Raw genomic sequence first — 22,658 nt, forward strand, 5'->3', positions numbered from 1 at the left:
TCAGACGGATTCGCGGGTCGCGGACTGGCGCTCGGGCGCCGACGCGGACCCGAAACCTGCCTTGCTCAGCACGATTCCGGCGGCGACACCGACGAAGACCAGCACGACACCGATGATGTCGAGCACGTGGTTGCCGAAGGCCACGCCGAAGGCGATCAGCAACGAGGCGACCATCAGGATGCCGACGCAGGTCCATGCGGCGACGCTGTGCCCGTGGTCCTCGTGGACCTCAGCGTCGTGAACTGAATGGGAGCGCGTGTCTTCAGCCATGGTGCCCATTCTGTCAGGCGGAGGGACCATCGTGCTCAGCGGTCGGGTCCAGACCGGCCGACAACTTGTCCCAGTCGCTCACCGGAGTCTCGGCGCGGGCGGCCGGGGCGTCGTACCGCCCGGACAGTCCGCCCCAGCGCCGGACGGCGACCAACGTCAGGATGCCCGCCAGGACCAGCAGGACCGCCGCCGCCAGCGCCAGCCAGACCCACGGCGTCAAGGTCCCGTGGGCGGCCACCGAGCCGGTGCGGCCCGTCGTCGCGGCGGCCTGGTCACTGACCGGCCCGGCCGGGTTCGCGATGACCAGGACCACACTGATCAGGGCCAGCACCCCGGACAGCAGGACGAACGCAGCAGCGATCCACCGCGCGATGCGCCCGGCCGTGAGCGCCACGATGCCGGCGGCGGCGCCGACCAACGCGGCCGCGAACACACCCGGTGCCGCGCTGGAGCCGGCGACGGACACCCTGACGTCCGACAACACCGCGTCGCTGACCGTGCCGGTGACCCAGGTGCGGGTCGCGGCGAACATCAGGACGGCGACCGCAACCGCGATGACCACGAAGACCAGACGTTTCACAGCGGCGTCAGCCCCCCGGCGGTCGCCACCGCGCGCAATGCCGCCGCCGCCTTGTTGATCGTCTCCTGGTATTCGCTCTCCGGCACCGAGTCGGCCACGATGCCGGCACCGGCCTGCACGTGGGCGACACCGTCCTTGATCACCGCTGTCCGGATGGCGATGGCCATGTCCATGTCACCGGCGAAGTCCAGATACCCGACGACGCCGCCGTACACCCCTCGCCGCAACCCCTCGTACTGGTCGATCAGCGCCATGGCGCGGGGTTTGGGGGCACCGGAGAGGGTGCCGGCGGGGAAGGTGGCCTGCAACACGTCGTACGCCGATCGGCCGGCCGAGAGCTGGCCGACCACCGTGGACTCCAGATGCATGATGTGGCTGTAATGCCGGATCGTCATGAACTCGACGGTCTCGACGGTGCCGGCATCGCAGACCCGTTGCAGGTCGTTGCGCGAGAGGTCGACCAGCATCAGATGCTCGGCGCGCTCCTTGGGGTCGCCCAGCAGGTCATCGGCCAGGTCCTGGTCCTCCTCGGGGCTCTTGCCCCGCGGCCGCGACCCGGCGATCGGGTGGGTGATGACCCGCTGCCCGGTGACCTTGACCAGCGCCTCCGGGCTGGAGCCGACCACGTCGTAGCTGCCGCCATCGGGCAACGGCACGCGCAACAGGTACATGTACGGGCTGGGGTTGGACACTCGCAGCATCCGGTAGACGTCCAGCGCATCGGCGGCACAGGGCACCGAGAACCGTTGCGAGACAACGATCTGGAAGGCTTCGCCGGCCCGGATCGCTTCCTTGGCTTCCTCGACCATGTCGTGGAATTCGTCCTGGCCGTGGCTGGAGGCAGGGTGCTGCTCGATCGCCTTGGGGATCGCGACCGTGCTGGGAGCGGCGCTGCGCAGGTCGTGCGCCATCGCGTCCAGCCGCTCGACGGCGTCGGTCCAGGCCTGCTCGACGCGTTCGTCGCTGGCGTCCCAGTTGATCGCGTTGGCGATCAACATCAGCGAGCCGTCCGCGTGGTCGAACACCGCCAGATCGGTGGCCAGCAGCATGCTGATCTCCGGCAGGCCGAGGGGGTCGGTGCCGGTGTCCGGCAATTTCTCCCAGTGCCGGACCGCGTCGTAGGTGACCGCGCCGACCATCCCGCCGGTGAGCGGCGGCAGCCCGGGCAGCGGATCGGTGGCCAGCAGGGCGATCGTGTCGCGTAGCGCGTCCACTGGGGAACCGCCTTCGGGTACGCCGACCGGCGGCGTTCCGAGCCACGTCGCCTGACCGTCGACTTCCGTGAGCGTCGCTGCGCTGGAGACGCCGACGATGGAGTAGCGCGACCACACCCCGCCGTGCTCGGCCGACTCCAGCAGGAAGGTCCCCGGGCGGTCGGCCGCCAACTTGCGGTAGACGCCCAGTGGGGTTTCCCCGTCGGCGAGCACTCGGCGTACGACGGGGATGACACGACGATCCCGGGCCAGGACGGTGAAGGCGTTCAGCGCCGGCCAGGTCTCACCGAAGCCGATCATGCGCTGATGTCCGTGTAGAAGCAGGTCCGGTGGCCGGTGTGGCAGGCCGCGCCGATCTGGTCCACGCGCACCAGCAGGGCGTCGCCATCGCAGTCGATGGCGACGGACTTCACATGCTGTTCGTGGCCCGAGGTGTCCCCTTTGCGCCAGTACTCGCCGCGGCTGCGCGACCAGAAGGTGACCCGACCGGAGGTGAGGGTGCGGGTCAGCGCCTCGTCATCCATCCAGCCCAGCATCAGCACCTCACCGGTGTCGTGTTGTTGGATGATCGCCGCGACCAAGCCGTTCTCGTCCCGTTTGAGACGGTCGGCGATGTCGGAAGGGAGGGTGGCACTACTCACCGGGTCATTATGGACGCATGACTGATTACGCCCGAGTCGAGCGTGCCGCCCTGTGTGATGACTTCCTGCGGTTGGGCCCGGACGCGCCCACCTTGTGCGACGGCTGGACCGCCGCCGATCTGGCCGCCCACCTGGTGGTCCGCGAGCGCCGCCCGGACGGCGCCATCGGCATCGTGCTGCCCGCAGCAGCCGGGCATACGCAGAAGCTGATGGACAAGCTGAAGTCCGGTGATTGGCCCGGCTTGGTGCAGAAGGTGCGCTCCGGACCGCCCAAGTGGAGTCCGACCGCGATCCCGGCAGTCGACGAGAAGGTGAACCTGCTGGAGTTCTTCGTGCACCACGAGGATCTGCTGCGCGGCGATCCGTCGACCTGGACCCCGCGCGAGTTGTCACCGGACCTCGCCGATGCCGTGTGGGCGGGTCTGGCCGGGATGGCAGCGCTGAGTCTGCGCAGTGTGCCGGTGGGTGTGGTGGCGGCGCCGGACCGCCTTGGTCGGCGTAACCTGCACTCTCCCAAGGACGGTCACGGTTCGGTGGTGCTGACCGGTCCGCTCGCGGACATCGTGCTGGTGCTGTTCGGTCGGCCGCGGACGGACGCGGTCACCGTTGACGGCGCCGACGCTGACGTCGCGACGTTCGAGGGCCTCAAACTCGGGATGTGAACACCGCACGTCGCACGGGATTCCTGCCGATGCCCTGCCTGCGCACCCTCGACGCCCTGCACCTTGAGGCGGCAATCCGGCTCGATGCTTCAGGCGTGCTCACCTACGATCGTCGACTCGGTGATGCCGCCGGGGCCTGTGGCCTCGACGTCTACTCGCCCGGACGTGAGCCCCGCTATCGGACCTCGTAACCCGCTTGTGCCAGTGCGGCTTTCACGTCACCGATCGTGAACTCACCGAAGTGGAAGACGCTCGCCGCCAGCACTGCGTCCGCGCCGGCAGCGATCGCCTCGACGAAGTGTTCGGGTTTGCCGGCTCCCCCGCTGGCCACGATCGGCACAGACACCTCGGCACGGACCGCCCGGATCAGTTCCAGGTCGAAGCCGTCCTTGGTGCCGTCGGCGTCCATCGAGTTCAGCAGGATCTCCCCCGCCCCGAGTTGTTGCGCCCGGACGCACCATTCGATCGCCTCGACGCCCGCCGGTTTGCGGCCACCATGGGTGGTGACCTCGAAGTGCCCCAGTTGCGATCGGCGTACGTCGGCCGACAGCACCAGCACCTGCGCACCGAACCGGTCGGCGATCTCCGCGATCACCTCCGGACGGGCCAACGCACCGGTGTTGATGCCGACCTTGTCGGCGCCCGCACGCAGCAGCCGGTCGACGTCCTCGACCGTGCGTACGCCGCCGCCCACCGTCAGGGGGATGAACACCTCTTCGGCGGTGCGGCTGACCACCTCGTAGGTGGTGTCGCGCTGATCGAAGCTGGCCGTGACATCCAGGAAGGTGAGCTCGTCGGCGCCCTGGTCGTCGTAGCGGTGGGCCAACTCGACCGGGTCCCCCGCGTCGCGCAGGTTCTCGAAGTTGACCCCTTTGACCACGCGGCCGGCATCGACGTCCAGGCACGGGATGACACGGACCGCGACACTCACGACCGTTAGCGTAATGCCGCGTGCCTCGACCGAGCGGCTGCCGTCGCGCTGCGGTCACGAGCTGGCCGGCGGCGGTGCCCGGCCCGCTGGAGAAGGCTCCTGCTGCGGGGTCCGAAGCCTGGTGCTCTCTCCATTGCCGACCCGGTCCGCAGCGATGGACGATCCATTCACCGACGCGGCCAGCAGTGGACCGCGAAAAGAAAGGGATCGACGGATGAAGCTCTCACTCCTGCTGCCGAATTTGCGTGACGCTGTCACGGTCCAGGAACTGGAAGACCTGGCCCTTCTGGCCGAATCCCTGGACTTCGATTCGGTGTGGGCCGTCGATCGTGTCATCGTGCCCGAATCCAACGACAGCGGTGAACTGACCTACCCCTTCGGAATGATGGACGGGCTGCCCAACCAGATCCCCGTCCAGTCGCGGGGTGGCTTCTTCCAGGGCTGGCCGCTGATGCCCTGGCTTGCGGCCAAAACCTCCACCATCCGCATCGGGATGAGCATCATCAACACGCCCTACCGATCGGCCAGCATCTTGGCCGCGGAGCACGCCACCATCGACCAGCTGTCCCATGGACGCCTCAACGTCGGTGTCGGCTCGGGCTGGATGATCGAAGAGTTCCAGGCCGTCGGTGTCGCGGACATCTTCGACAAACGGCACAAGCAGGTGCGCGAGACGCTGGACATCATGCTCGGGGCCTGGACCAACGACCTGTTCGAATACCACGGGGAGTTCGCCGATTTCGGCCCGAGCGGTTTCGGGGTTCGCCCCGTCCAGCAGCCGCACCCGCCGATCTACTTCAGTGGTCTGAAGAATCCGGAGATATCGGCCAAGCGCGTCGCCAAATACAACCTGTCCGGGTGGATCGGCATTCAGGACACTCCAGAAGAACTGCAGCTGTGGCGAGAACCGATCCGACGCGAACTGGAAAAGGTCGGACGCTCGCTGGATGACCTGCAGGTCTGCAGCATGATTTGGTTCGCCATCACCGACGAGAAGACAGACCAGTCGCCTCAAGGCAAGGCGACCAACATCCTGGTGGGTACCGCCGAGCAGATCACCGACACCCTCAAGCGACTGCGCGACGCCGGTCTGGATATGCCGATCCTGTGGCCACCCTTCAACGAAGTCCCGGTTTCCAAGACCCTGGACGACATGAAGCGGCTCGTCGAGGAGATCATGCCCAAGGTCAACGAGGCGTGACCGCGAACCGTGAACATCGGTGACCTCATCACGCGAGCGGCCACCACGCACGGCGACCACCCTGCCTTCGTCACTGACGAATCAGTCCGCAGCTACGCCGAGAGCCTGCGCCGCGTCGATGCCCTGGGCCGGGGTCTGATCGCTCGCGGAGTCGGCTGCGGCGACCGGGTGGCCCTCTACGCACGCAACTGCCCCGAATACCTCGAGGCGATGTTCGCGGTGTGGAAGATCGGTGCGGTGATCGTCCCCCTCAATGCGGCGTTCACCAGCGCCGAACTCGCATGGCACCTGCGCGACAGCGCAGCCGCCGCGCTCGTGACCGATGCCGGGAGTGCCCGCGCCGTAGGGGATGCCAGGGATGGATGTGCCGAGCTCCGGCGGGTCATCTGGCTTGATCCCGACCGCCTGGACCAGGCCGTGCCGCGAGCCGAGGACACCTCAGTACCGGAGCTCGTGCGGTCTCACCGCTCAGCGCTCGAACTGCGGTCGGTCGATCGGTCACCGGACGACCTGGCCTGGCTCGGCTACACGTCGGGGACGACGGGTCAGCCGAAAGGAGCAATGCTCAGTCACCGGGCGCTGCAGTTCCAAGCGATCTCCGCTCTGGCGGATGTGGAACGCTTGGAGCAGGGCGACGTCGGCATGCATGCCGCGCCGCTGAGTCACGGATCGGGCTATAACGCGCTGGTGTTCACGATGAAGGCGTGCACGCAGGTGTTCCACCGGCCCGCCGGATTCGATCCGGTGCTGTTCCTCGACCAGGTGGAACGACACCGAGTGGCGGCCGTCTTCCTGGTCCCGACCCAGATCAAGCTCCTTCTCGAGGTGCCCGGCCTTGACCTGCGGGACCTTTCCAGCTTGCGCTGGATCATGTACGGAGGTGCACCGATGTACCGGCGGGATCAGGTGCGCGCCCTGCAGACTTTCGGGCCGGTGCTCGTGCAGATCTTCGGTCAGACGGAGTCGCCCATGTCAGGCACCGTGCTACCAGCCGATGAACACACGACGCTCGTTGCCGATGGACGCGAAGTATCGGTGGGCAGGGCACGGCACGGGATCGAACTGCGCGTCGTCGATGAACACGGCACGGAACTACCCGCCGGGCAAGCTGGTGAGATCTGCCTTCGCGGCGACACCCTCATGACCGGGTACTGGCGTCGACCCGACGCGACCGCGGAAACCATCGTCGACGGGTGGCTGCACACCGGTGACATCGGACGTCTGGACGAACACGGATATCTCCACCTCCTGGACCGGGCCAAGGACTTGATCATCTCCGGCGGCCTGAACGTCTACCCGATCGAGGTTGAGGACGTACTTCTCAGGCATCCCGATGTGGTCGAAGCCTGTGTCATCGGGGTTCCCGATGACAAGTGGGGTGAGGCCGTCCGCGCGGTGGTGGTGTCGGCGACCGGACGGGTGGGCGAGCGTGACCTCATCGAGTTCGTCGGCGATCACCTGGCCGGGTTCAAGAAACCCAAGGCCATTGACTTCGTCGACTCCCTGCCCAGGACGTCGTACGGCAAGATCGCCAAACGCGCGGTGCGTGAGAAGTATTGGTCCGGATTGGATCGCACCATATGACCGATGCGTGGATCGTCGGCACCGGCATCACGTCCTTCGGCCGTGACACGCCGCCGTTGGTGCAGCTGGTGCAGGAAGCTACGTCACTCGCGGTACGAGACGCCGCCATCCAGCCGGGCGACGTGCAGCGGGTGTTCGTGGGCAACGCGGCAGCCGGGCTGCTGCAGGGGCAGGAGATGATCCGCGGTCAGGTGCTGTTGCATGACACCGGCCTCTTGGGGTCAGCGATCATCAACGTCGAGAACGCCTGCGCCTCCTCGTCCACAGCCCTACATCTGGCCGTCGCAGCGGTCCGCGGTGGGGCATGCGACGTCGCCATGGCGGTCGGCGCCGAGCAGCTGGCCGTCGAGCCGCGCGCACGCATCTTCGCCACGCTGGCGAGCGCCACTGACACGATCCGCCGACCGGCGATGAGGCAACTGGTCCAGACGCATGCGCTGGGCTTGCTTCCCGACGGCCACACCGGGCCCGAGGCATCGCCGTTCATGGCCCACTACGCGGCGAAGGGCGCCGCGTATCTCCAGCGGTGGGGTGGCGACCCCACCGATCTCGCCCGCGTCGTGGTCCGCAGCAGAGCCAGTGGTGCCCTGAATCCCAAGGCGCAGTTCCGCCAGCCCACCACCGTCGAGGAAGTGATGGCGGGGCGCCTCGTCGCGCCTCCACTGCGACTGGCCATGTGCTCTCCGGTGGGCAACGGCGCCGCAGCGCTCGTGGTGATGAGCGACCGCGCCGCCCAGCGGGTGGGCGGGCAGCAGGTGAGTGTGCGCGCGACGGTCCTGGTCTCCCATGACCCCCAGGCCGCTGCGAACACAACCGAAGTCGCCGCTCGACGCGCTTTCGAGGACGCCGCTGTTGCGCCACAGGACATCGGCGTTGCGGAAGTCCACGACGCGGCCGCGTCGGCACTGCTGGTCGCCGTCGAAGACCTGGGCCTCGTCGCCCCCGGCGAGGCGCTGCGCCTTATCCGGGAGAACCAGACCGGGCCGGACGGGCGGCTACCGGTGAACACCGGTGGCGGCTTGTTGTCCAGGGGACATCCGATCGGCGCAACCGGCTGCGCACAGATCGTGGAACTGGTCGATCAACTCCGCAATCGCTGCGGCGAGCGCCAGGTGCCGGATGCCCGGTTCGCGTTGGCGCACAACGCCGGGGGCGTTCTTGACGAGCAGGAGGCGGTCGTCGCGCTGACGGTGCTGGAGCGCCGCCGATGACTTCAGGATTGATCCACGACGATGCTGCTTCGGATGACATGATGTGGCGCAGCGGGGCAGCGTAGCCCGGTGACCGTCGTCCGTGTCACGCGAGCGTCGCCGCCCGTGGATCGGAGGCGCCGGAATGAAGACAGCGATCGAAGAGTCGGACCGAGACATTTTGGCGGCCGTCTCTGAGGCCCTGGAGTCTGCCTCCGACCAACTCGTCCAGCGTCAACTCGACGCCCTGACAGCGATCGCTTCGTACCGCCGCGTGCCCACCTCAGCATTGCGGCGGTCGTGCGCCCGCAACGTCGTGCGGGTTGCTCAGACGCTGAGAGGCATCGACCATCTGCCGCCGTCCATCGAGGAAGACGAACACCGCTCGGGCCGCGATCGCGCTCTGCAGGGCCTGCCGGCTGAAGACGTCATCGCGGCCTACCGACTGGTGATGGCGGTCCTGCGTGACGCGTTCCTGGACGTCGCTCAGCGCCAGGAACTGCCGTTCGACACCGTCCTGCGTGGGACCCGTGGGCTCTGGGAGACGACGGATGCGCTGAGCAACGAGCTCGTGGCCGCCCGCCGTCAGATGGATGCCGAGCTCACCCGTCGGGAGGAGCAGGAGCGCCTGACCTTCCTGCACCGCGTTCTGGAGGGCGGACTGACGGGCGTGGACCTGGCGCAGGTCGGCTGCAGCTTCGGGTTGATGCCCGACCAGGACTACTGGGTTATCCGCTGCCGGACCGACACAGCCACCGCACCGCGGGTCCTGCGCCTCCTCGAACAGACCACCCACCACCCGACGGTCCGGCCGTTGCTGGGTCCGCTGGACGGCGACATCGCAGGCGTCCTCACCGCGCCGCCCGACCGCCGGACCGACCTCATGGGCGCCGTCGTGGCGGTCAGCGGCGCAGCCAGTCTCACCGGCCTACACACGGCATTCCAGGACGCGACCCGGCTGCTGAGCATCGCAGTCCGCTTCGCCCGTACCGGCGTGGTGGACCAGTCCGATCTCAGCATCCGCATCGCGGTAGCCCAGGAAAGCGAGCTGGGAGACGCACTCCTGGACAAGTACGTTCGTCCCGTCCTCGCCGGAAGCACCGATGGGCCTGCTCTCCTGGAATCCATCCGAATGTACCTACGCCACGACCGGAACGTCTGCAGCTGTGCCTCGGCGTTGGTCATCCATCAGAACACGCTGCGCAACCGACTCGAGAAGTTCGAGCTGCTCACCGAGTCAAACCTGCGCAGCACCGAAACGATCTTCGAGACCTGGTGGGCGTTGGAGTACTGGCAATTACAGCGAGAGGGCAACGACCCGGTGCTGTCGCATCATGCGACGGTCGAGGCCCGGCGGAGCCGGTGCGCTGCACCGTTGGCAGAAAGCAGGTTCGCCGACCGTTAGCGTAATGGCGTGCGGCTTATCGCGATCGACGGACGCAGCGGTTCGGGCAAGACCGCCTACGCCACGCAGCACTTTCCCCGGGCGACCGTCATCCACATGGATGACCTGTACGCCGGGTGGTCGGGTCTGGCGGGTGCACCCACCGACCTGGCGACCCAGGTCCTCGCACCGTTACGCCGAGGCGAGCCCGCGGCGTACCGTCGATTTGATTGGCACACAAACGAATTCGCCGAGCAGCTGAGCGTGGCACCGGCTGACCTGATCGTGGTCGAGGGGGTCGGCAGCAGTGCTCCCCCGGCCAGCGGGTTCTACGACGAACGAATCTGGCTCACCGCGCCCGTGGCGGTACGCAAGGCACGAGCGCTGGCCAGGGACGGGGACGCCTTCGCGCCGCACTGGCAGGAATGGGCCGCTCAGGAGGATGCCCTCATCCCGGCCGATCCTCCGCCGTGGGTGGACCTCGTGATCGACACCGGGCCGTCACCGGCGTTGGTGGCGAAAGTGTCAGCACTGCTCTACGACGCAGACCCGATGGGCCTGTCCGGTGCTCCTCGCGATGAGTACCACGCGGAGGCAGCGATTCTGGCTGACCAGCTTCCGAGCGCCAGCGATGCTGCGGACGCTGTGCGCCGGTGTTTCGACCAGATGTTCTGGCCCGGCGCAGTGGACGACTCCGTCGCCGACTTTCTGGCTGCGGCGTTGATGCGGGTTGTCGATAGGTAGTCAGCATCGACGGCCGGCTGGGCCCCATCGGCAACTGATGGATGGTCACGTTCGATGACAACGCCGATGAACTCGTGGCGGTGTCGTCACGAGTCGCGGTGCCGCGACGGCTGCGGGCAGCGACTCATGGCGGTTTCGTCAGTTGTTGGACTGGTCCTCGGCGACCGCAGTTCCCGCATAGGGTGTGCGCATGCTCATCGTGGGGATCATCTTGTTCGGCATGATCATCGGTGCCGGCGCCCAATTGCTTCTCGGCAGCCGCCCGGTGAACTGGACCTTGGCACTGGCGGCCGGTCTGGTTGGTTCCTTCGTCGGCGGACTGCTGATCAGCCTGCTCAGTGGCGACGGACTCGCGTTCCGGCCCAGCGGCATCATCGGCTCACTGGTCGGCGCGGTCCTGGTCACGGCTGGCTATCACGCCTACCAGCGTCGCCACGTGCAGCAATGAGCGCCGCCAAGCGCTGAGCCTCACGCATCGCGACCGGGCCGTCGGACCGCTGGATGGCCATCACTGCCAACTGCTCGGTGTCGGCCAGGTCGAGCACCGCCCAGGGCTGCCCACCGCCGTACTGCACCGCCACGATCTGGGCCCACTCCAACCGGCGGGTGATCAGCAGATTGCGCACTCGCAGACCGTCCTCGTCCGGCCAGGCGCCGACCATGGCGTAGCGCAGCAGGAACGCCGCGATCGCCACGGCGACGGCGATCAGCATGATGCTGTCGAAGCCGGTCCAGCCCGCTGAACCACCCTGCGGAACGTGGATCGCCACGATGGTGAAGACCAGCACGACGCCCAGGGCGGCGATGCTGGAGACGATCCGCGCCCGCCGCGGCAGGAACGGTGCGTAGGGATCGCTCAGATCCGGCACGCAGCGATCTCCGTGACCAGGATGGCGCGCGCGCCGAGTTCGTAGAGCTCGTCCATCACCGTGTTGGTCTGCGCCTTGGGCACCATGGCCCGCACCGCGACGTACCCCTTGTCGTGCAACGGGGAGACGGTCGGGCTCTCCAGGCCGGGGGTCAGTTCGCAGGCCTTCTCGACCAACTGCACGGCGATGTCGTAGTCCATCATCACGTAGTTGCGCGCGGTCAGCACCCCCTGCAGTCGCCGTACGAGAACATCGACGGCCGGGTTGCGCGGGCTGTTGGCCGGGCGGATCAACACCGCCTCGCTGGCCAGGATCGGGTCGCCGAAGACCTCGAGTCCGGCGTTACGCAAGGTGGTCCCTGTCTCCACGACGTCGGCGATGATGTCCGCCACGCCGAGGGTCACCGCGGACTCCACCGCACCGTCCAGCCGGACGACGGAGGCTTCGAGACCCAGGCTGGCCAGGTGGTTGCGCACCAGCCCCGGGAAGCTGGTCGCGATCCGCTTGCCGGCCAACTCCTGGTCGGCGCCGACCGGAGCGGCGTAGCGGAAGGTGCTGGAGCCGAACCCGAGCTGCAGGACCTCCGTGGCCGGCGAGCCCGAATCGAGCATCAGATCGCGCCCGGTGATCCCGACGTCCAGCGTGCCCGAGCCCACGTAGACCGCGATGTCGCGCGGGCGCAGGTAGAACAGTTCGACGTTCTGGTCCGGGTCGGAGATGACCAGTTCCTTGCTGTCCCGACGGCCGCGGTAGCCGGCCTCACGCATCATCTGCGCGGCGAGTTCGGACAGGGCGCCCTTGTTGGGCATGGCAATACGAAGCATGTCGATCTCTCAGAGGTGGGTGTAGACGTCGGACGGCTCGATGCCGCTGGCCAGCATCAGCACCTGCAGGTGGTAGATCAGCTGGCTGATCTCCTCCGCGGTGCGCTCGCGGCCCTCGTGCTCGGCGGCCATCCAGACCTCGGCCGCCTCCTCGACGATCTTCTTGCCGATGGCATGGACGCCGGCGTCGAGCTCAGCGACCGTGCGCGAACCCTCCGGTCGCTGCTGAGCCTTAGCGGCCAGCTCCACCCACAACTGATCGAACGTCTTCACAGGAGGCAAGGGTACTGGCCGTCGCGACCGCGGCCCCAGCCGCTTCGAATCCCTTGTCCTCGATCGACCCCGGCAGACCGGCCCGATCCAGGGCCTGCTGCTCGGTGTCGCAGGTCAGGACGCCGAACCCGATGGGCACGCCGGTCTGCACGCTGACCTGCGTGATGCCCACCGTGGCGGCCTCACAGACGTACTCGAAGTGTGGCGTCCCGCCCCGGATCACAACCCCTAGAGCGACGAGCGCGTCGTACGCCGGGGCCAGCCGCGCGCACGCGACCGACAGTTCGAAGGTGCCTGGCACCCGGATCACCTCGGCGCCGCCGCCCAGGGCGCGCTGCGCCCCGGCGATCAGGCCGTCCATCACCTCGTCGTGCCAGCTGGCCGCGACGATCGCGACGCGCAGGCCGCTGGCGTCGACGTCCAGGACGGGTCCGTGTCCACTCATGATGCGCCTTTCAGGATGGTCGGCTCGGGCGCCAGGTGGCCCATCCGCTCGAGTTTGGTGGCCAGGTAGTCGAGGTTGTGCACGCTGGCGCCGACGTGCAGCGGCAGTCGCGCCGTCACCTCGATGCCTGCCCCGCGCAACGCCTGCTCCTTGGCCGGGTTGTTGGTCAGCAACTGCACACTGGTCAGACCGCGGTCACGCAAGATCGCTGCGGCAGCGGAGAATTCGCGCGCATCGACCGGCAGCCCGAGCGCGGTCTGGGCGTCGACGGTGTCCAGGCCGGTGTCCTGCAGGCTGTACGCCCGCAACTTGTTCAGCAGCCCCACACCGCGGCCCTCGTGGCCGCCGAGGTAGACGACGGCGCCGCCGTCGCGGGCGACCGCCGTGAGCGATGCCTCCAGTTGCGGACCGCAGTCGCAGCGTTGCGAGCCGAAGACGTCACCGGTCAGGCATTCGGAGTGCACGCGGACCGTGTCGCCACCCGCCATGACGAGAGCGACGTGCTCGGCGCCCGTGACCAGGTCGAGGTACCCGTGGGCCGTGAACTCGCCGTACGCCGTGGGCAACCGGGTGCTGGCCACGCGCCGGACCCGGTCGTGCCGCTGCCGCCACGCAATCAGGTCGGCGATCGAGATGACCAGCAACCCTTCGCGCTCGGCGAGGTCCTGCGCAGCGCCCAGGCGCATCATCGAGCCGTCGTCGTGGACGAGTTCGACGATGGCGCCGACTGGTTCGAGACCGGCCAACCGTGCGAGATCGACGGCCGCCTCGGTGTGCCCCGGCCGCTCCAGCACTCCCCCGTCGCGCGCCCGCAACGGGAACACGTGACCAGGACGGGTCAGATCCTCCGCGGACGTGGCCGGGTCAGCGAGCAACCGCAGCGTCCGCGCCCGGTCGGCCGCGCTGATGCCGGTGCTGACCCCCTTGCGGGCGTCCACCGAGACGGTGTACGCCGTGCCCTTGGGGTCCTGGTTGTCGCTCACCATCGGTGGCAGGGCCAGGCGGTCGGCGATCTCACCGGTCACGGGCGCACACAGCACCCCCGATCCGTAGCGCACGGCGAACCCGATCCACCGCTCGTCGGCGGCGCAGGCGGCCATCACCAGGTCGGCCTCGTTCTCCCGGTCCTCGTCGTCGACGACGAAAACCGGTCGCCCGGCGGCGATTTCGCGCAGCGCGTCCTCGACGCTTGCGAGTTCCCGGGTTGTCATGTCACACCTGCCCTGCGGGTTGGAGAACGGGCTGCTCCTCGCGGGACGCACGCCACCACACGAAGAAGCCCCAGACGACGAACCCGGCGTAGACCAGGTAGAGCACCGCGGAGGGGTAGAACTTGAAGTAGATGAGCTCGGGCACCCCGACGATGTCGACGGCCAGCCACATCAGCCAGAAGTCCGTCCAGCCACGGGCCATCGCGTAGGTCGCCAGCATCGAGCCGACGAAGATCCACGCGTCGGCCCACCAGTAGAACTCCGGCGGATGCCAGTAGTCCACACCGATCGTGCGGAAGATCCACTGGCACACCAGGACACCCGCCGCCCAGACCAGGACATATCCGAGTCGCTCACGCGCGGTCGCCCACCGCGGTTGCACCGCAGGGGCATCCGGGTCTGTTGATCGATTCTTGGTGCGTTGCCACAGCCACCAGCCGTAGATCGAGGTCAGGATGAAGAAGACCTGTCGACCGGCCTGCCCGTAAAGCTTCTCCTGACCGTGACCGGTGAAGCCCACCGCGAAGAACACCGTGAAGAGCAGCGCGTTGCCGATGATCCCGACCGGCCATGCCCACACCTTGCGCCGCATCCCACCGATCGCGGATGCCAGGCCAAAGGCGTTGCCGACGATCTCGCGCCAGGTGATCGCCTGACCGCCGATCGTCAGGTGGGCGTTGACCAACGTCACGAAGATATTGCTGTCGCTCACTTCATCAACCTCTCCACGTACTTCGCCAAGACGTCCACCTCGAGATTCACCAGGTCACCGATTCCCTTACGTCCCAATGTCGTTAACTCCAGGGTCGTCGGGATCAGCGACACCTCGAAGTAGCCTTCGCCGACGGCACTGACCGTGAGCGAGACCCCGTCGATCGTGATCGACCCCTTCTCCACGACGTACGGCGCCAGCTGGGTTGGCAGCCCGAATCGGACCACCGTCCACCGCGGCTGTTCGTCTCGTGAGGTGATGGTCGTCGTACCGTCCACGTGCCCTTGCACGATGTGCCCGCCGAAGCGCCCGTCGGCCCGCATCGCCCGCTCCAGATTCACGGGTGAACCGGCCTGCCCCAAGCTGGTGCGGCGCAGCGTCTCGGCCATCACGTCGACCGTGAAGGTGTCTTTCGTCCAGTCGGTGACGGTCAGACAGACGCCGTTGACCGCGATGGAGGCGCCGTGGGTGACGTCGTCCAGCACCTTCGGCCCACGCACGGTGATCTTGGCGGAGTCACCATCGCTGTCGACCGCCACGATCGAGCCGAGTTCTTCCACAATCCCGGTGAACATCAGATTCCCTTCCCGGACAGAACGATTCGTACGTCGTCACCGACGCGAGCCAGATCCCGCAGTTCGTACCGCTGGATGTCGGCAATGCTGTCGATGCCGAGGTCACCGACCGCATTCGCGCCGGCGCCGAGCAGGGCCGGAGCGAGGTAGGCGACGATCTCATCGACCAGTCCGGCCCGCAGAAAGGCCGCAGCGAGGCGCGGGCCGCCCTCCAGCCAGGCATGCCGGATCTGCCTGTCCTGCAACGCATCGAGGACTTCGGCTGGGTCGTGGGTGGCGATCTGCAGATAGTTGTCATCGACCTTCACCCGCGCAGTCGTCGGGATGTCGCGGTGCCCGACGATCACCCGCAGCGGTTCGCCGTCATGACCGCGCACCGTGAGGCGCGGATCGTCGGCGAGCACAGTGCCGGTGCCAGCGATAATCGCCCCCGCCGTCGCGCGCCTGGCCTGGACGTCCTCGCGCGCGGCCGGTCCAGTGATCCATTGACTACTGCCGTCGGCGGCCGCGCTGCGACCGTCGAGAGTTGCCGCGAATTTCCAGGTGACGAACGGACGCTGGTGAGTCACGGCGTACGTCCAGTAGCGGCCCAGACCGGTCTCGATCGCGGCGTGCTCGACCTCGATGCCCGCCGCGCGCAGGGTCGCCGCGCCCCCTGCCGCACTCGGATTCGGATCGGCCTGGGCGTACACGACCTTCGCCACCCCGGCGTCGATCAGGGCCCGCGCGCACGGTCCGGTGCGGCCGGTGTGATTACACGGTTCGAGGCTGACGTAGGCAGTCGCGCCCCGCGCGTCACCGGCGGCGCGCAACGCGACAACCTCAGCGTGCGCGGTCCCGGCACCCGCGTGCCAGCCTTCGCCGATAACCCGCTCGCCCTTGACCAGGACACAGCCGACCTGGGGGTTGGGGTCAGCAAGCGGACCACGGCGCGCAAGATCAACCGCGCGCTGCAGGTGCGTTGAGGTCACCTGGTCCACCTTCCCGTCGTCCGTCTGACTGTCGTCAAACGGCGCACCGGGGTGACCAGAGACCGCCGAGCGCACAAGGGTGCGTCGACGCTGGCGTGCTGCCTCCCATCCGGACTTTCACCGTCGGTCCTGGAATTTCACCAGGTCAACCGCTTCCTCCCGAAGGAGTGAGGCGGGTCGCGGACTATCACCGCCGGCTCGGAATTGCACCGACCCCGGAGCACGTTTGGCCAAACTCTACACCGCGTGCCGGGATCAGGTATGCGAGTGCTTTGCGACCAGCGCGCGCAGCTCCGCGACGGCGTCGGCAGCAGAGGCTGCCCCGTAGACCGCCGAACCGGCGACGAAGACGTCCGCGCCGGCCTCGGCGCACTGTTCGATCGTGGCAGCGGAGACCCCGCCGTCGACCTGCACCCAGATCTCGCCGCCGGACCGGCGGACCGCCTCGCGCACCTGACGCACCTTCGGCATCTGATCGGCCATGAAGGACTGGCCGCCGAACCCGGGTTCGACCGTCATGACCAGCACCATGTCCAGTTCGGGGAGCAGATCCTCGTACGGCGCGAACGCAGTTCCCGGCTTCAGCGCCATGGACGCCCGGGCACCCTCCGCGCGCAACGTTCGCGCGAGTTTCACAGGGTCGGCGGCTGCTTCGATGTGGAAGGTCACGCTGCGCGCCCCCACCTCGGCGTACTGCGGTGCCCAGCGGTCCGGGTCATCGATCATCAGGTGCGCGTCGATCGGGATCGGCGACACCTTGGCCAGGGCCTCGACGACCGGTGCGCCCAGGGTCAGGTTGGGTACGAAGTGGTTGTCCATCACGTCCACGTGCGCCCAGTCGGCATTCGCGACCCGATCCAGCTCGGCCTGCAGGTTGGCGAAGTCGGCGGACAGGATCGAGGGTGAGATCAACATCAGGGAGCAACCTTTCGCAGCAGAGCGAAGAACATCGCATCGGTGCCGTGGATGTGCGGCCACAGTTGGACCGAGGGCCCGGGACCCAGCTCGGCCAGCGGCTCGAACAGCGGCCGCGCGTCCTCCTGGCGGATGTCGTCCCGGCCGGCCAGCACCTCCGAGACCACCTGGTGGGTTTCGGCCAGGTGTGGGCTGCACGTCACGTACGCGACGATGCCGCCGGGCCGGACCGCATCCAGCGCCGAGGTCAGCAGTTCGCCCTGCAGAACCGTCAGCGGTGCGACATCCCCAGGTGTCCGCCGCCAGCGCGCTTCGGGTCGGCGGCGTAGCGCACCCAGTCCGGTGCACGGCGCATCCACGAGCACCCGGTCGTAGGTGTCGGGTTCCTCGGCCCCGATATCGCGCCCGTCTCCGGTGCCGATCATCACCTCGGCACCCGAATCAATCGCTGCGACAAGGGTTTTGCGGACGAGTTCGGTGCGGTGCTCACTGACCTCGTTGGCGAAGAGTACGGCGCCCTGCTGGTGGGCGAGGGCCGCCAGCAGCCCGCTCTTGCCGCCCGGCCCGGCGCACAGGTCCAGCCACTCCTGATCGGCCCGGGTGGTCACTTCGGCTCTGGCGACCGCGAGAGCGACCAGTTGCGAGCCGGCGTCCTGCACCGCGGCCCGGGTGTCCCGGACCGCCGGGATCTCTCCCGGGTCACCCGACTCCAGCACCGCACCGACCGGTGAGGTGTCCGACGCGACCGCGCCGAACTGTTCCAATTCCTGCACCGTCGACAACCCCGGCCGCGCGACCAGCGTCACGGGGGCCGGCGTGTTGTCAGCGATCAACAGGTCTTCCAGCGTGTCCGCGGACACCCCGTTGGCCAGCAGCGAGGATCGCAGTGCCCGCACCACCCACTCCGGATGGGAGTGCTCGATCGCCAATGCCTCCAACGGATCCCGGCCGGCGGTGACCTCGGCGACCCATTCGTCGCGGGTGCGTTCCGTGACCCGCCGCAGGACGGCGTTCACGAAGCCCGCCGCTCCCGCGCCGTTCACCGACCGGGCCAGGCCGACGGTCTCCGAGGCCGCCGCATGCGCGGGCACCCGCATACCGAGCAGTTGGTGCACGCCGAGCCGCAACGTCGAGAGCACCGGCGGATCGATAGTGCCGACCGGTCGACCCGCGCAGAGCTCGATGACCGGGTCATAGAAACCCTGTATCCGCAGCGTGCCGTAGCCCAACTCCGTCGCGAAGGCAGCGTCCCGCCCGCTCAGCCCCGCCGCGCGCAGCAATCGCGGCATCTCCAGGTTGGCGTACCCGCCGCCGTCCACCCGCCGCAGCAGGTCCCAGGCCGCGCGGCGGGCTGGGTCCCCGTCCCGCCGACGTTGGCTGGGCCGGTTCGTGGAGAACTGGCCCCGCTTCTGGGTCCGGGCGGCCGGCCGCTGCCGGCCCCGTGCGTCCCGTTCAGCCACCGAGCACCTCACCGTCACTATCGCGTACGCCGCGGGCCCACGCCGCCGCGTCCATCACCTTTTTGCCGACTGCCTGGACCTGCCCCAACTCGACCGCCTGCGTCGCGGTACCCACCAGCACGGTTCGCTTACCCACCCTCAGCACGCCCGGCGCCAACTCTTCCTCAGCGACGGATACGGGCAGGATCTTCAGCCGCTCACCGCGGAAGGTGGTCCACGCACCCGGTGCTGGTGTCATCGCGCGCACATGTCGATCGACCGCGAACGCCGGTGTGCCCCAGTCGATCCGGGCATCATCGACAGTGATCTTCGGAGCCAGGGAAACCCCGTCGTACGGCTGCGGATCCGGCTCCAATGCACCCGACTCCAGGGCATCAAGGGTCGCGACCAGCAGATCGGCCCCGGTCACGGCCAACCGCTCCAGCAGGTCGCCACTGGTCTCCCGGCGGCCGATCGCCGCGGTCATCCTGCCCAGGACCGGACCGGTATCCATCCCTTCGTCGATCACGAAGGTCGTCGCCCCAGTGACCTCATCACCGTGCGCGATCGCGTGCTGGACCGGTGCCGCTCCGCGCCAGGCCGGCAGCAGTGAGAAGTGCAGATTGATCCAGCCGTGCTGCGGAATGGCCAGCAGATCCCCCGGCAGCAACGCGCCGTAGGCGACCACCGGGCAGGCGTCCGGATTGAGTTCACGCAATTGCCCCGCGACCTCCCTCGGACGTCCCGGGGTGAGGACGGGGATGCCAGCCTCGTCGGCGACCTGGCCCACCGGCGACCGCCGGGTTGAGCGACCGCGCCCGGCGGGCGCGTCGGGGCGGGTCAGCACCGCGAGCACCTCGTGCCGCGAGCGCAGGATCGCTTGCAACGACGGTACGGCGGCCTCCGGCGTCCCGGCGAACACCACTCTCATCGGCGCACCTGCGACGCGTGCGGACTGATCCGGACCTCCGGGACGTCCTGCCCGGTCCACTGGGCATTGCGAGTCGCCTTCATCGCCAGGCGTTTCGTCTCATAGTCGAGCCGGTCGATGAAGATGATCCCGTCCAGGTGGTCGGTCTCGTGCTGCAGACACCGGGCCATCAGGTCGGTGCCCTCGATGGTGATCGGCTCGCCGTACATGTCGAAGCCACGCGCAACCGTTCGCAGCGCACGCGGCGTCTCGAACACCAGACCGGGCAACGAGAGACAACCCTCGTCACCGATCTGCTGCTCGACCGACAAGGACAGGTCGGGATTGATGAGATGACCGAGCTGTCCGTCGATGTAGTAGGTGAACACCCGCAAGCTGACGCCGATCTGCGGAGCCGCCAGACCGGCACCGGGCGCGTCCATCATGGTGTCGGTCAGGTCCTTGACCAGTTGCCGTAGCTCTTTGTCGAAGACGGTGACCTCGGCGGCCGGCTGCCGCAGGACCGGGTCGCCGAAGATCCGGATATCGGTGATCGACATCTCACGCCTCCTTGATCGGTAGCCCACGGGCGTGCAGGTCAGCGCGCAATTCGGCCGCGGTGGTGAACACGATCGCATCCAACCCTGCGTCGATCGCGCCCTGGACGTTGGCCAGCGAGTCGTCGATGAAGAGCGCGTCGTCCAAGCTGCCCAGGTGTCGGATCCGGTCGGCCAGGACGGCAAAAATCGCCGGATCCGGTTTGGCCACCCCCTCCTCGCCCGAGACCACGATGTCCTCGAACAGGTCCAGGAAGTCAAAGCGGTCCAGAGCTGCCGGGAACATCCCGGCGGACCAGTTGGTCAACGCCACCAACGGGACGCCGGCGGCGTGCAGTTCCCGCAAAATCTCCTGAGTACCCTCGACCGGTTCCTTGATCGAGTGCTGGAAGTGGTTGCGGTAGGCCAGGATCTCCTCGCGGTACTGAGGGTGCGAGGCAATGGCTGCCGCCTCGGCGTCTTCCCAGCTACGACCGCTGTCCTGCAACAGGTTCCAGCCCGCGAAGTCGAAGTCCGGATCGCCCACGAACCGCCGGGCTCGCTCGACGCCGACGTCCTGGGCAATGGCTTCGACCGGGTCCCACTTGATCAGCACGTTCCCCAGGTCGAAGACCACCACGTCGTAGGCGACGGGAGCGTCGGTGGCTGGACTGTCAGTCATGGTCACGAGGCTACCGGCGCCCTCACAGTTCGCCCGCGGTCGGTTCTACCCGGACGGTCACCGGGCCGCCGGACTTGGCCGCCGACCACCGGGAACGCACCGCTTTGAGGATCGGTGCCGGATCGTCCAGCCCCACCGGCGCCCGCACGATGGTCTGGGTCGGGGTGGGTAGACGTTCCCAGTCGGCGGGCAGTCCCGCAGCGAACTGCCGCACGTCCGCATCCTCGCCGCGCAACAGCGCCAGCCACCGCGCCGGGGGCAGTCCCAGGGCCGTGCGGTCGGCCAGTTCGCGATCGGCGTACGCCGCGGGTGCCCATCGCACGAGGGCTTGGTGCACGGGCAGTTGTCGCGAGACGCCGCAGAGGACGACGGCACCGGCCGGGTCCACCAGCACCGCCGCGGCCAGCCAGCGCCGTAGCGCCTCCTCCCCGGCGTCCAGGGTGGGGCGCTCGGTCAGTGCCCACGCATCCAACAGCAGGGCCGCTCGGTAGCCACCCTCAGCCACCGGCTCGGCACCCGGGGTGGCAATGACCAGAGCCGGGGAGGCAGGGACGGCGTCCAGCACTTCCCGCGCCCCGGACTGCACGACCGGCACCCCGGGGAACGCCCGGCCCAACTCTTCCGCGGTCCGGCGCGCACCCACGACGGTGGCGCGCAGGGCGGTGCTGCCACACTCCCGGCAGTGCGCACCCTGTGCGCCGCACCACCGGCACACCGCCGGCCCGTCCGGACCGGCCAGCGCCAACGGCCCCTGGCAGCGCTCGCAGGTGGCCCGGGTGCCGCAGTCGGCGCACCGCAGCGCCGGCAGGTATCCGCGCCGAGGCACCTGCACCAGCACCGGCCCGTCGTTCAGCGCTGCATGCGCGAGTTGCCAGGCGCGGGTGGGGATCCGGGCTGTCGCGGCCGGACCGGAGCGTTCCCGCTCGACCTCGTCACCGGCGATGTGCACGGTCGGATGCGCGTCTCGTGCGCTGATCTCCGGCAGCTGCCAGGCCTGCACCGCGACCGATCGGGAGACGGCCGCGGACAACAGGGCTGCGCCGGCGTCGGCCGCGCGGGCGCGCAGTATCTCCCGCACATGGGGGTACGGCGCCCGCGGCTCCACCAGCAGATCGTCACCGTCGTCCCACCAGACGAACAATCCCGGGTCGTGCACCGGAGCGAACGCTGCCGCCCGGTTGCCGACCACGCATTTCACCTGTCCCCGAAGGGCTTTCAGCCATGCGGTGTACCGCGCCTGCGGACCCTGGTCGGCCGTCAACCGGACGTGCTGGTCCGGCCCCAGCGCGGCGGAGAGGGCCGCGTCGACCCGCGCCACGTCCCGGTGATCGGGTACGACGATCACCACCCCCCGGCCCGCGCTCAGCGCCGCCTGGGCGGCCTGCGCGATCCCGTCCGGCCAGTCCGGCCCGGCGGTCCACACCGCTGCGGGGGCGCCGCCGGACCGGAGGTGGTCAAGGAACGCCGGGCCGGCGTCGTAACGCCGCCAGATCGTCGCTTCTCGGTCCGGCACCGGTGGCGGGGCGCTGGCGGTCAGGGCCTTTTCCGCCCGGGCGTGCCGCGGCGGGATCGCCAGGCGCAATACATCCGACAGCGTGCCCGCGTAGTGATCGGCGATCTGCCGAGCCACCCGCAGGATGTGCACGGTGAGCACCGGCTCATCACCGACCACGGTGCGCAGCGGCGTGAGCTTGCCGGTGTGCTCGGCCTGGCCGGTCCGCGCCACCACGAACCCCGCGGTGTCCTTACCGGCGAACCGGGCCCGGATCCGCACCCCCGGTTGGGCGCGGTCCGCGAGGTCGGGCGGAACGGCGTACTCGAACTCCCGGTCCAGGTGCGGCAGCGGACCGTCGAGAACGACTCGGGCGACCGGTAACTGCGGCACCGGTGACTCG

The 22,658-nt window shown here is 68.5% G+C and carries 27 protein-coding genes and 1 riboswitch; of the genes, 8 read left to right on the plus strand and 19 right to left on the minus strand.

Translation table 11 applies throughout. The annotated features are described in order from the left end of the window. The 4 genes from DR843_RS07070 to hisI are packed head-to-tail and all read right to left on the minus strand — an operon-like array spanning position 1 to position 2,705. Entirely contained in the window at positions 1 to 270 is a 270-nt protein-coding gene (locus DR843_RS07070) for an HGxxPAAW family protein (RefSeq protein ID WP_109688679.1), read from the minus strand. A gap of 13 nt (positions 271 to 283) precedes the next feature. Next, positions 284 to 850, minus strand: coding sequence for a Trp biosynthesis-associated membrane protein (locus tag DR843_RS07075; protein WP_109684730.1), 567 nt, complete (start codon positions 848 to 850; stop codon positions 284 to 286). Beyond that, complete coding sequence (locus DR843_RS07080) at positions 847 to 2,364, minus strand: anthranilate synthase component I (RefSeq protein ID WP_109684731.1); 1,518 nt, start codon at positions 2,362 to 2,364, stop codon at positions 847 to 849. Before DR843_RS07080 ends, DR843_RS07075 begins: the two co-directional genes overlap by 4 nt. Then, the gene (gene hisI / locus DR843_RS07085; RefSeq protein ID WP_109684732.1) at positions 2,361 to 2,705 is read right to left on the minus strand and encodes a phosphoribosyl-AMP cyclohydrolase; all 345 of its coding nucleotides are present in this window, start codon (positions 2,703 to 2,705) and stop codon (positions 2,361 to 2,363) included. The genes DR843_RS07080 and hisI overlap by 4 nt, the downstream gene beginning before the upstream one ends. Positions 2,706 to 2,722: 17 nt before the next feature. Here hisI and DR843_RS07090 point away from each other — a divergent pair, with 17 nt between their 5' ends. Together DR843_RS07090 and DR843_RS07095 are read left to right on the plus strand one after the other, a co-directional pair. Continuing rightward, the gene (locus DR843_RS07090; RefSeq protein ID WP_109684733.1) at positions 2,723 to 3,367 is read left to right on the plus strand and encodes a TIGR03085 family metal-binding protein; all 645 of its coding nucleotides are present in this window, start codon (positions 2,723 to 2,725) and stop codon (positions 3,365 to 3,367) included. After that, entirely contained in the window at positions 3,364 to 3,558 is a 195-nt protein-coding gene (locus DR843_RS07095; RefSeq protein ID WP_109684734.1) for a PIN domain-containing protein, read from the plus strand. Before DR843_RS07090 ends, DR843_RS07095 begins: the two co-directional genes overlap by 4 nt. On the opposite strand, the gene hisF is transcribed toward DR843_RS07095, so the two are convergent. Next, entirely contained in the window at positions 3,543 to 4,298 is a 756-nt protein-coding gene (gene hisF, locus DR843_RS07100) for an imidazole glycerol phosphate synthase subunit HisF (RefSeq protein ID WP_109684735.1), read from the minus strand. The two genes, DR843_RS07095 and hisF, sit on opposite strands and share 16 nt — an antisense overlap. A gap of 214 nt (positions 4,299 to 4,512) precedes the next feature. On the opposite strand from hisF, the gene DR843_RS07105 reads away from it, so the two are divergent. The 6 genes from DR843_RS07105 (at position 4,513) to DR843_RS07130 (ending at position 10,849) form a co-directional block, all read left to right on the plus strand. After that, the gene (locus DR843_RS07105; protein ID WP_109684736.1) at positions 4,513 to 5,499 is read left to right on the plus strand and encodes an LLM class flavin-dependent oxidoreductase; all 987 of its coding nucleotides are present in this window, start codon (positions 4,513 to 4,515) and stop codon (positions 5,497 to 5,499) included. A 9-nt stretch (positions 5,500 to 5,508) separates the two neighbouring features. Further along, positions 5,509 to 7,083 (plus strand): acyl-CoA synthetase, encoded by a 1,575-nt coding sequence (locus tag DR843_RS07110; protein WP_109684737.1) that lies wholly within the window; start codon positions 5,509 to 5,511, stop codon positions 7,081 to 7,083. Continuing rightward, on the plus strand, positions 7,080 to 8,294 hold the full coding sequence (locus tag DR843_RS07115) for a thiolase family protein (RefSeq protein WP_109684738.1): 1,215 nt from the start codon (positions 7,080 to 7,082) through the stop codon (positions 8,292 to 8,294). The genes DR843_RS07110 and DR843_RS07115 overlap by 4 nt, the downstream gene beginning before the upstream one ends. Positions 8,295 to 8,418: 124 nt before the next feature. After that, positions 8,419 to 9,678 (plus strand): PucR family transcriptional regulator, encoded by a 1,260-nt coding sequence (locus DR843_RS07120; protein WP_109684739.1) that lies wholly within the window; start codon positions 8,419 to 8,421, stop codon positions 9,676 to 9,678. A gap of 9 nt (positions 9,679 to 9,687) precedes the next feature. After that, positions 9,688 to 10,401, plus strand: coding sequence for a nucleoside/nucleotide kinase family protein (locus tag DR843_RS20270; RefSeq protein WP_174888826.1), 714 nt, complete (start codon positions 9,688 to 9,690; stop codon positions 10,399 to 10,401). Positions 10,402 to 10,591: 190 nt separating this feature from the next. Next, positions 10,592 to 10,849, plus strand: coding sequence for a GlsB/YeaQ/YmgE family stress response membrane protein (locus DR843_RS07130; protein WP_109684740.1), 258 nt, complete (start codon positions 10,592 to 10,594; stop codon positions 10,847 to 10,849). On the opposite strand, the gene DR843_RS07135 is transcribed toward DR843_RS07130, so the two are convergent. The 14 genes from DR843_RS07135 to DR843_RS07200 form a co-directional block, all read right to left on the minus strand. Then, complete coding sequence (locus tag DR843_RS07135) at positions 10,803 to 11,270, minus strand: PH domain-containing protein (protein ID WP_245934043.1); 468 nt, start codon at positions 11,268 to 11,270, stop codon at positions 10,803 to 10,805. The genes DR843_RS07130 and DR843_RS07135 overlap by 47 nt on opposite strands. Beyond that, a complete protein-coding gene (gene hisG / locus DR843_RS07140) occupies positions 11,258 to 12,094 on the minus strand; it encodes an ATP phosphoribosyltransferase (protein ID WP_109684741.1) in 837 nt (278 codons plus the stop codon). The genes DR843_RS07135 and hisG overlap by 13 nt, the downstream gene beginning before the upstream one ends. 9 nt (positions 12,095 to 12,103) lie before the next feature. Then, positions 12,104 to 12,367 (minus strand): phosphoribosyl-ATP diphosphatase, encoded by a 264-nt coding sequence (locus tag DR843_RS07145; RefSeq protein WP_109684742.1) that lies wholly within the window; start codon positions 12,365 to 12,367, stop codon positions 12,104 to 12,106. Beyond that, positions 12,327 to 12,812: a 6,7-dimethyl-8-ribityllumazine synthase gene (gene ribH / locus DR843_RS07150; protein WP_109684743.1), complete on the minus strand. Its 486-nt coding sequence runs from the start codon at positions 12,810 to 12,812 to the stop codon at positions 12,327 to 12,329. Before ribH ends, DR843_RS07145 begins: the two co-directional genes overlap by 41 nt. Beyond that, positions 12,809 to 14,023 carry a bifunctional 3,4-dihydroxy-2-butanone-4-phosphate synthase/GTP cyclohydrolase II gene (locus DR843_RS07155; protein WP_109684744.1) on the minus strand — a complete coding sequence of 405 codons (1,215 nt, stop codon included), beginning with the start codon at positions 14,021 to 14,023 and terminating at the stop codon, positions 12,809 to 12,811. Before DR843_RS07155 ends, ribH begins: the two co-directional genes overlap by 4 nt. A gap of 1 nt (position 14,024) precedes the next feature. After that, complete coding sequence (locus DR843_RS07160) at positions 14,025 to 14,735, minus strand: nicotinamide mononucleotide transporter family protein (RefSeq protein ID WP_245934044.1); 711 nt, start codon at positions 14,733 to 14,735, stop codon at positions 14,025 to 14,027. After that, positions 14,732 to 15,310 carry a riboflavin synthase gene (locus DR843_RS07165; RefSeq protein ID WP_109684745.1) on the minus strand — a complete coding sequence of 193 codons (579 nt, stop codon included), beginning with the start codon at positions 15,308 to 15,310 and terminating at the stop codon, positions 14,732 to 14,734. The genes DR843_RS07160 and DR843_RS07165 overlap by 4 nt, the downstream gene beginning before the upstream one ends. After that, the gene (ribD, locus tag DR843_RS07170; RefSeq protein ID WP_245934045.1) at positions 15,310 to 16,281 is read right to left on the minus strand and encodes a bifunctional diaminohydroxyphosphoribosylaminopyrimidine deaminase/5-amino-6-(5-phosphoribosylamino)uracil reductase RibD; all 972 of its coding nucleotides are present in this window, start codon (positions 16,279 to 16,281) and stop codon (positions 15,310 to 15,312) included. Before ribD ends, DR843_RS07165 begins: the two co-directional genes overlap by 1 nt. A gap of 91 nt (positions 16,282 to 16,372) precedes the next feature. Beyond that, positions 16,373 to 16,509, minus strand: a riboswitch (FMN riboswitch). 27 nt (positions 16,510 to 16,536) lie between these two features. Then, positions 16,537 to 17,196 carry a ribulose-phosphate 3-epimerase gene (gene rpe, locus DR843_RS07175; protein ID WP_109684746.1) on the minus strand — a complete coding sequence of 220 codons (660 nt, stop codon included), beginning with the start codon at positions 17,194 to 17,196 and terminating at the stop codon, positions 16,537 to 16,539. Then, on the minus strand, positions 17,196 to 18,656 hold the full coding sequence (locus DR843_RS07180) for an RsmB/NOP family class I SAM-dependent RNA methyltransferase (protein WP_109684747.1): 1,461 nt from the start codon (positions 18,654 to 18,656) through the stop codon (positions 17,196 to 17,198). The genes rpe and DR843_RS07180 overlap by 1 nt, the downstream gene beginning before the upstream one ends. Further along, a complete protein-coding gene (gene fmt, locus DR843_RS07185) occupies positions 18,649 to 19,566 on the minus strand; it encodes a methionyl-tRNA formyltransferase (RefSeq protein WP_109684748.1) in 918 nt (305 codons plus the stop codon). Before fmt ends, DR843_RS07180 begins: the two co-directional genes overlap by 8 nt. Then, on the minus strand, positions 19,563 to 20,105 hold the full coding sequence (gene def / locus DR843_RS07190) for a peptide deformylase (RefSeq protein WP_109684749.1): 543 nt from the start codon (positions 20,103 to 20,105) through the stop codon (positions 19,563 to 19,565). Before def ends, fmt begins: the two co-directional genes overlap by 4 nt. Before the next feature lies 1 nt (position 20,106). Then, positions 20,107 to 20,763 (minus strand): HAD family hydrolase, encoded by a 657-nt coding sequence (locus tag DR843_RS07195; RefSeq protein ID WP_109688688.1) that lies wholly within the window; start codon positions 20,761 to 20,763, stop codon positions 20,107 to 20,109. 22 nt (positions 20,764 to 20,785) lie between these two features. Then, positions 20,786 to 22,648 (minus strand): primosomal protein N' family DNA-binding protein, encoded by a 1,863-nt coding sequence (locus DR843_RS07200; RefSeq protein WP_109684750.1) that lies wholly within the window; start codon positions 22,646 to 22,648, stop codon positions 20,786 to 20,788. Positions 22,649 to 22,658 lie beyond the last annotated feature (10 nt).

Origin of the sequence: Branchiibius hedensis (genome assembly GCF_900108585.1) — a bacterium.
Classification (GTDB): domain Bacteria; phylum Actinomycetota; class Actinomycetes; order Actinomycetales; family Dermatophilaceae; genus Branchiibius; species Branchiibius hedensis.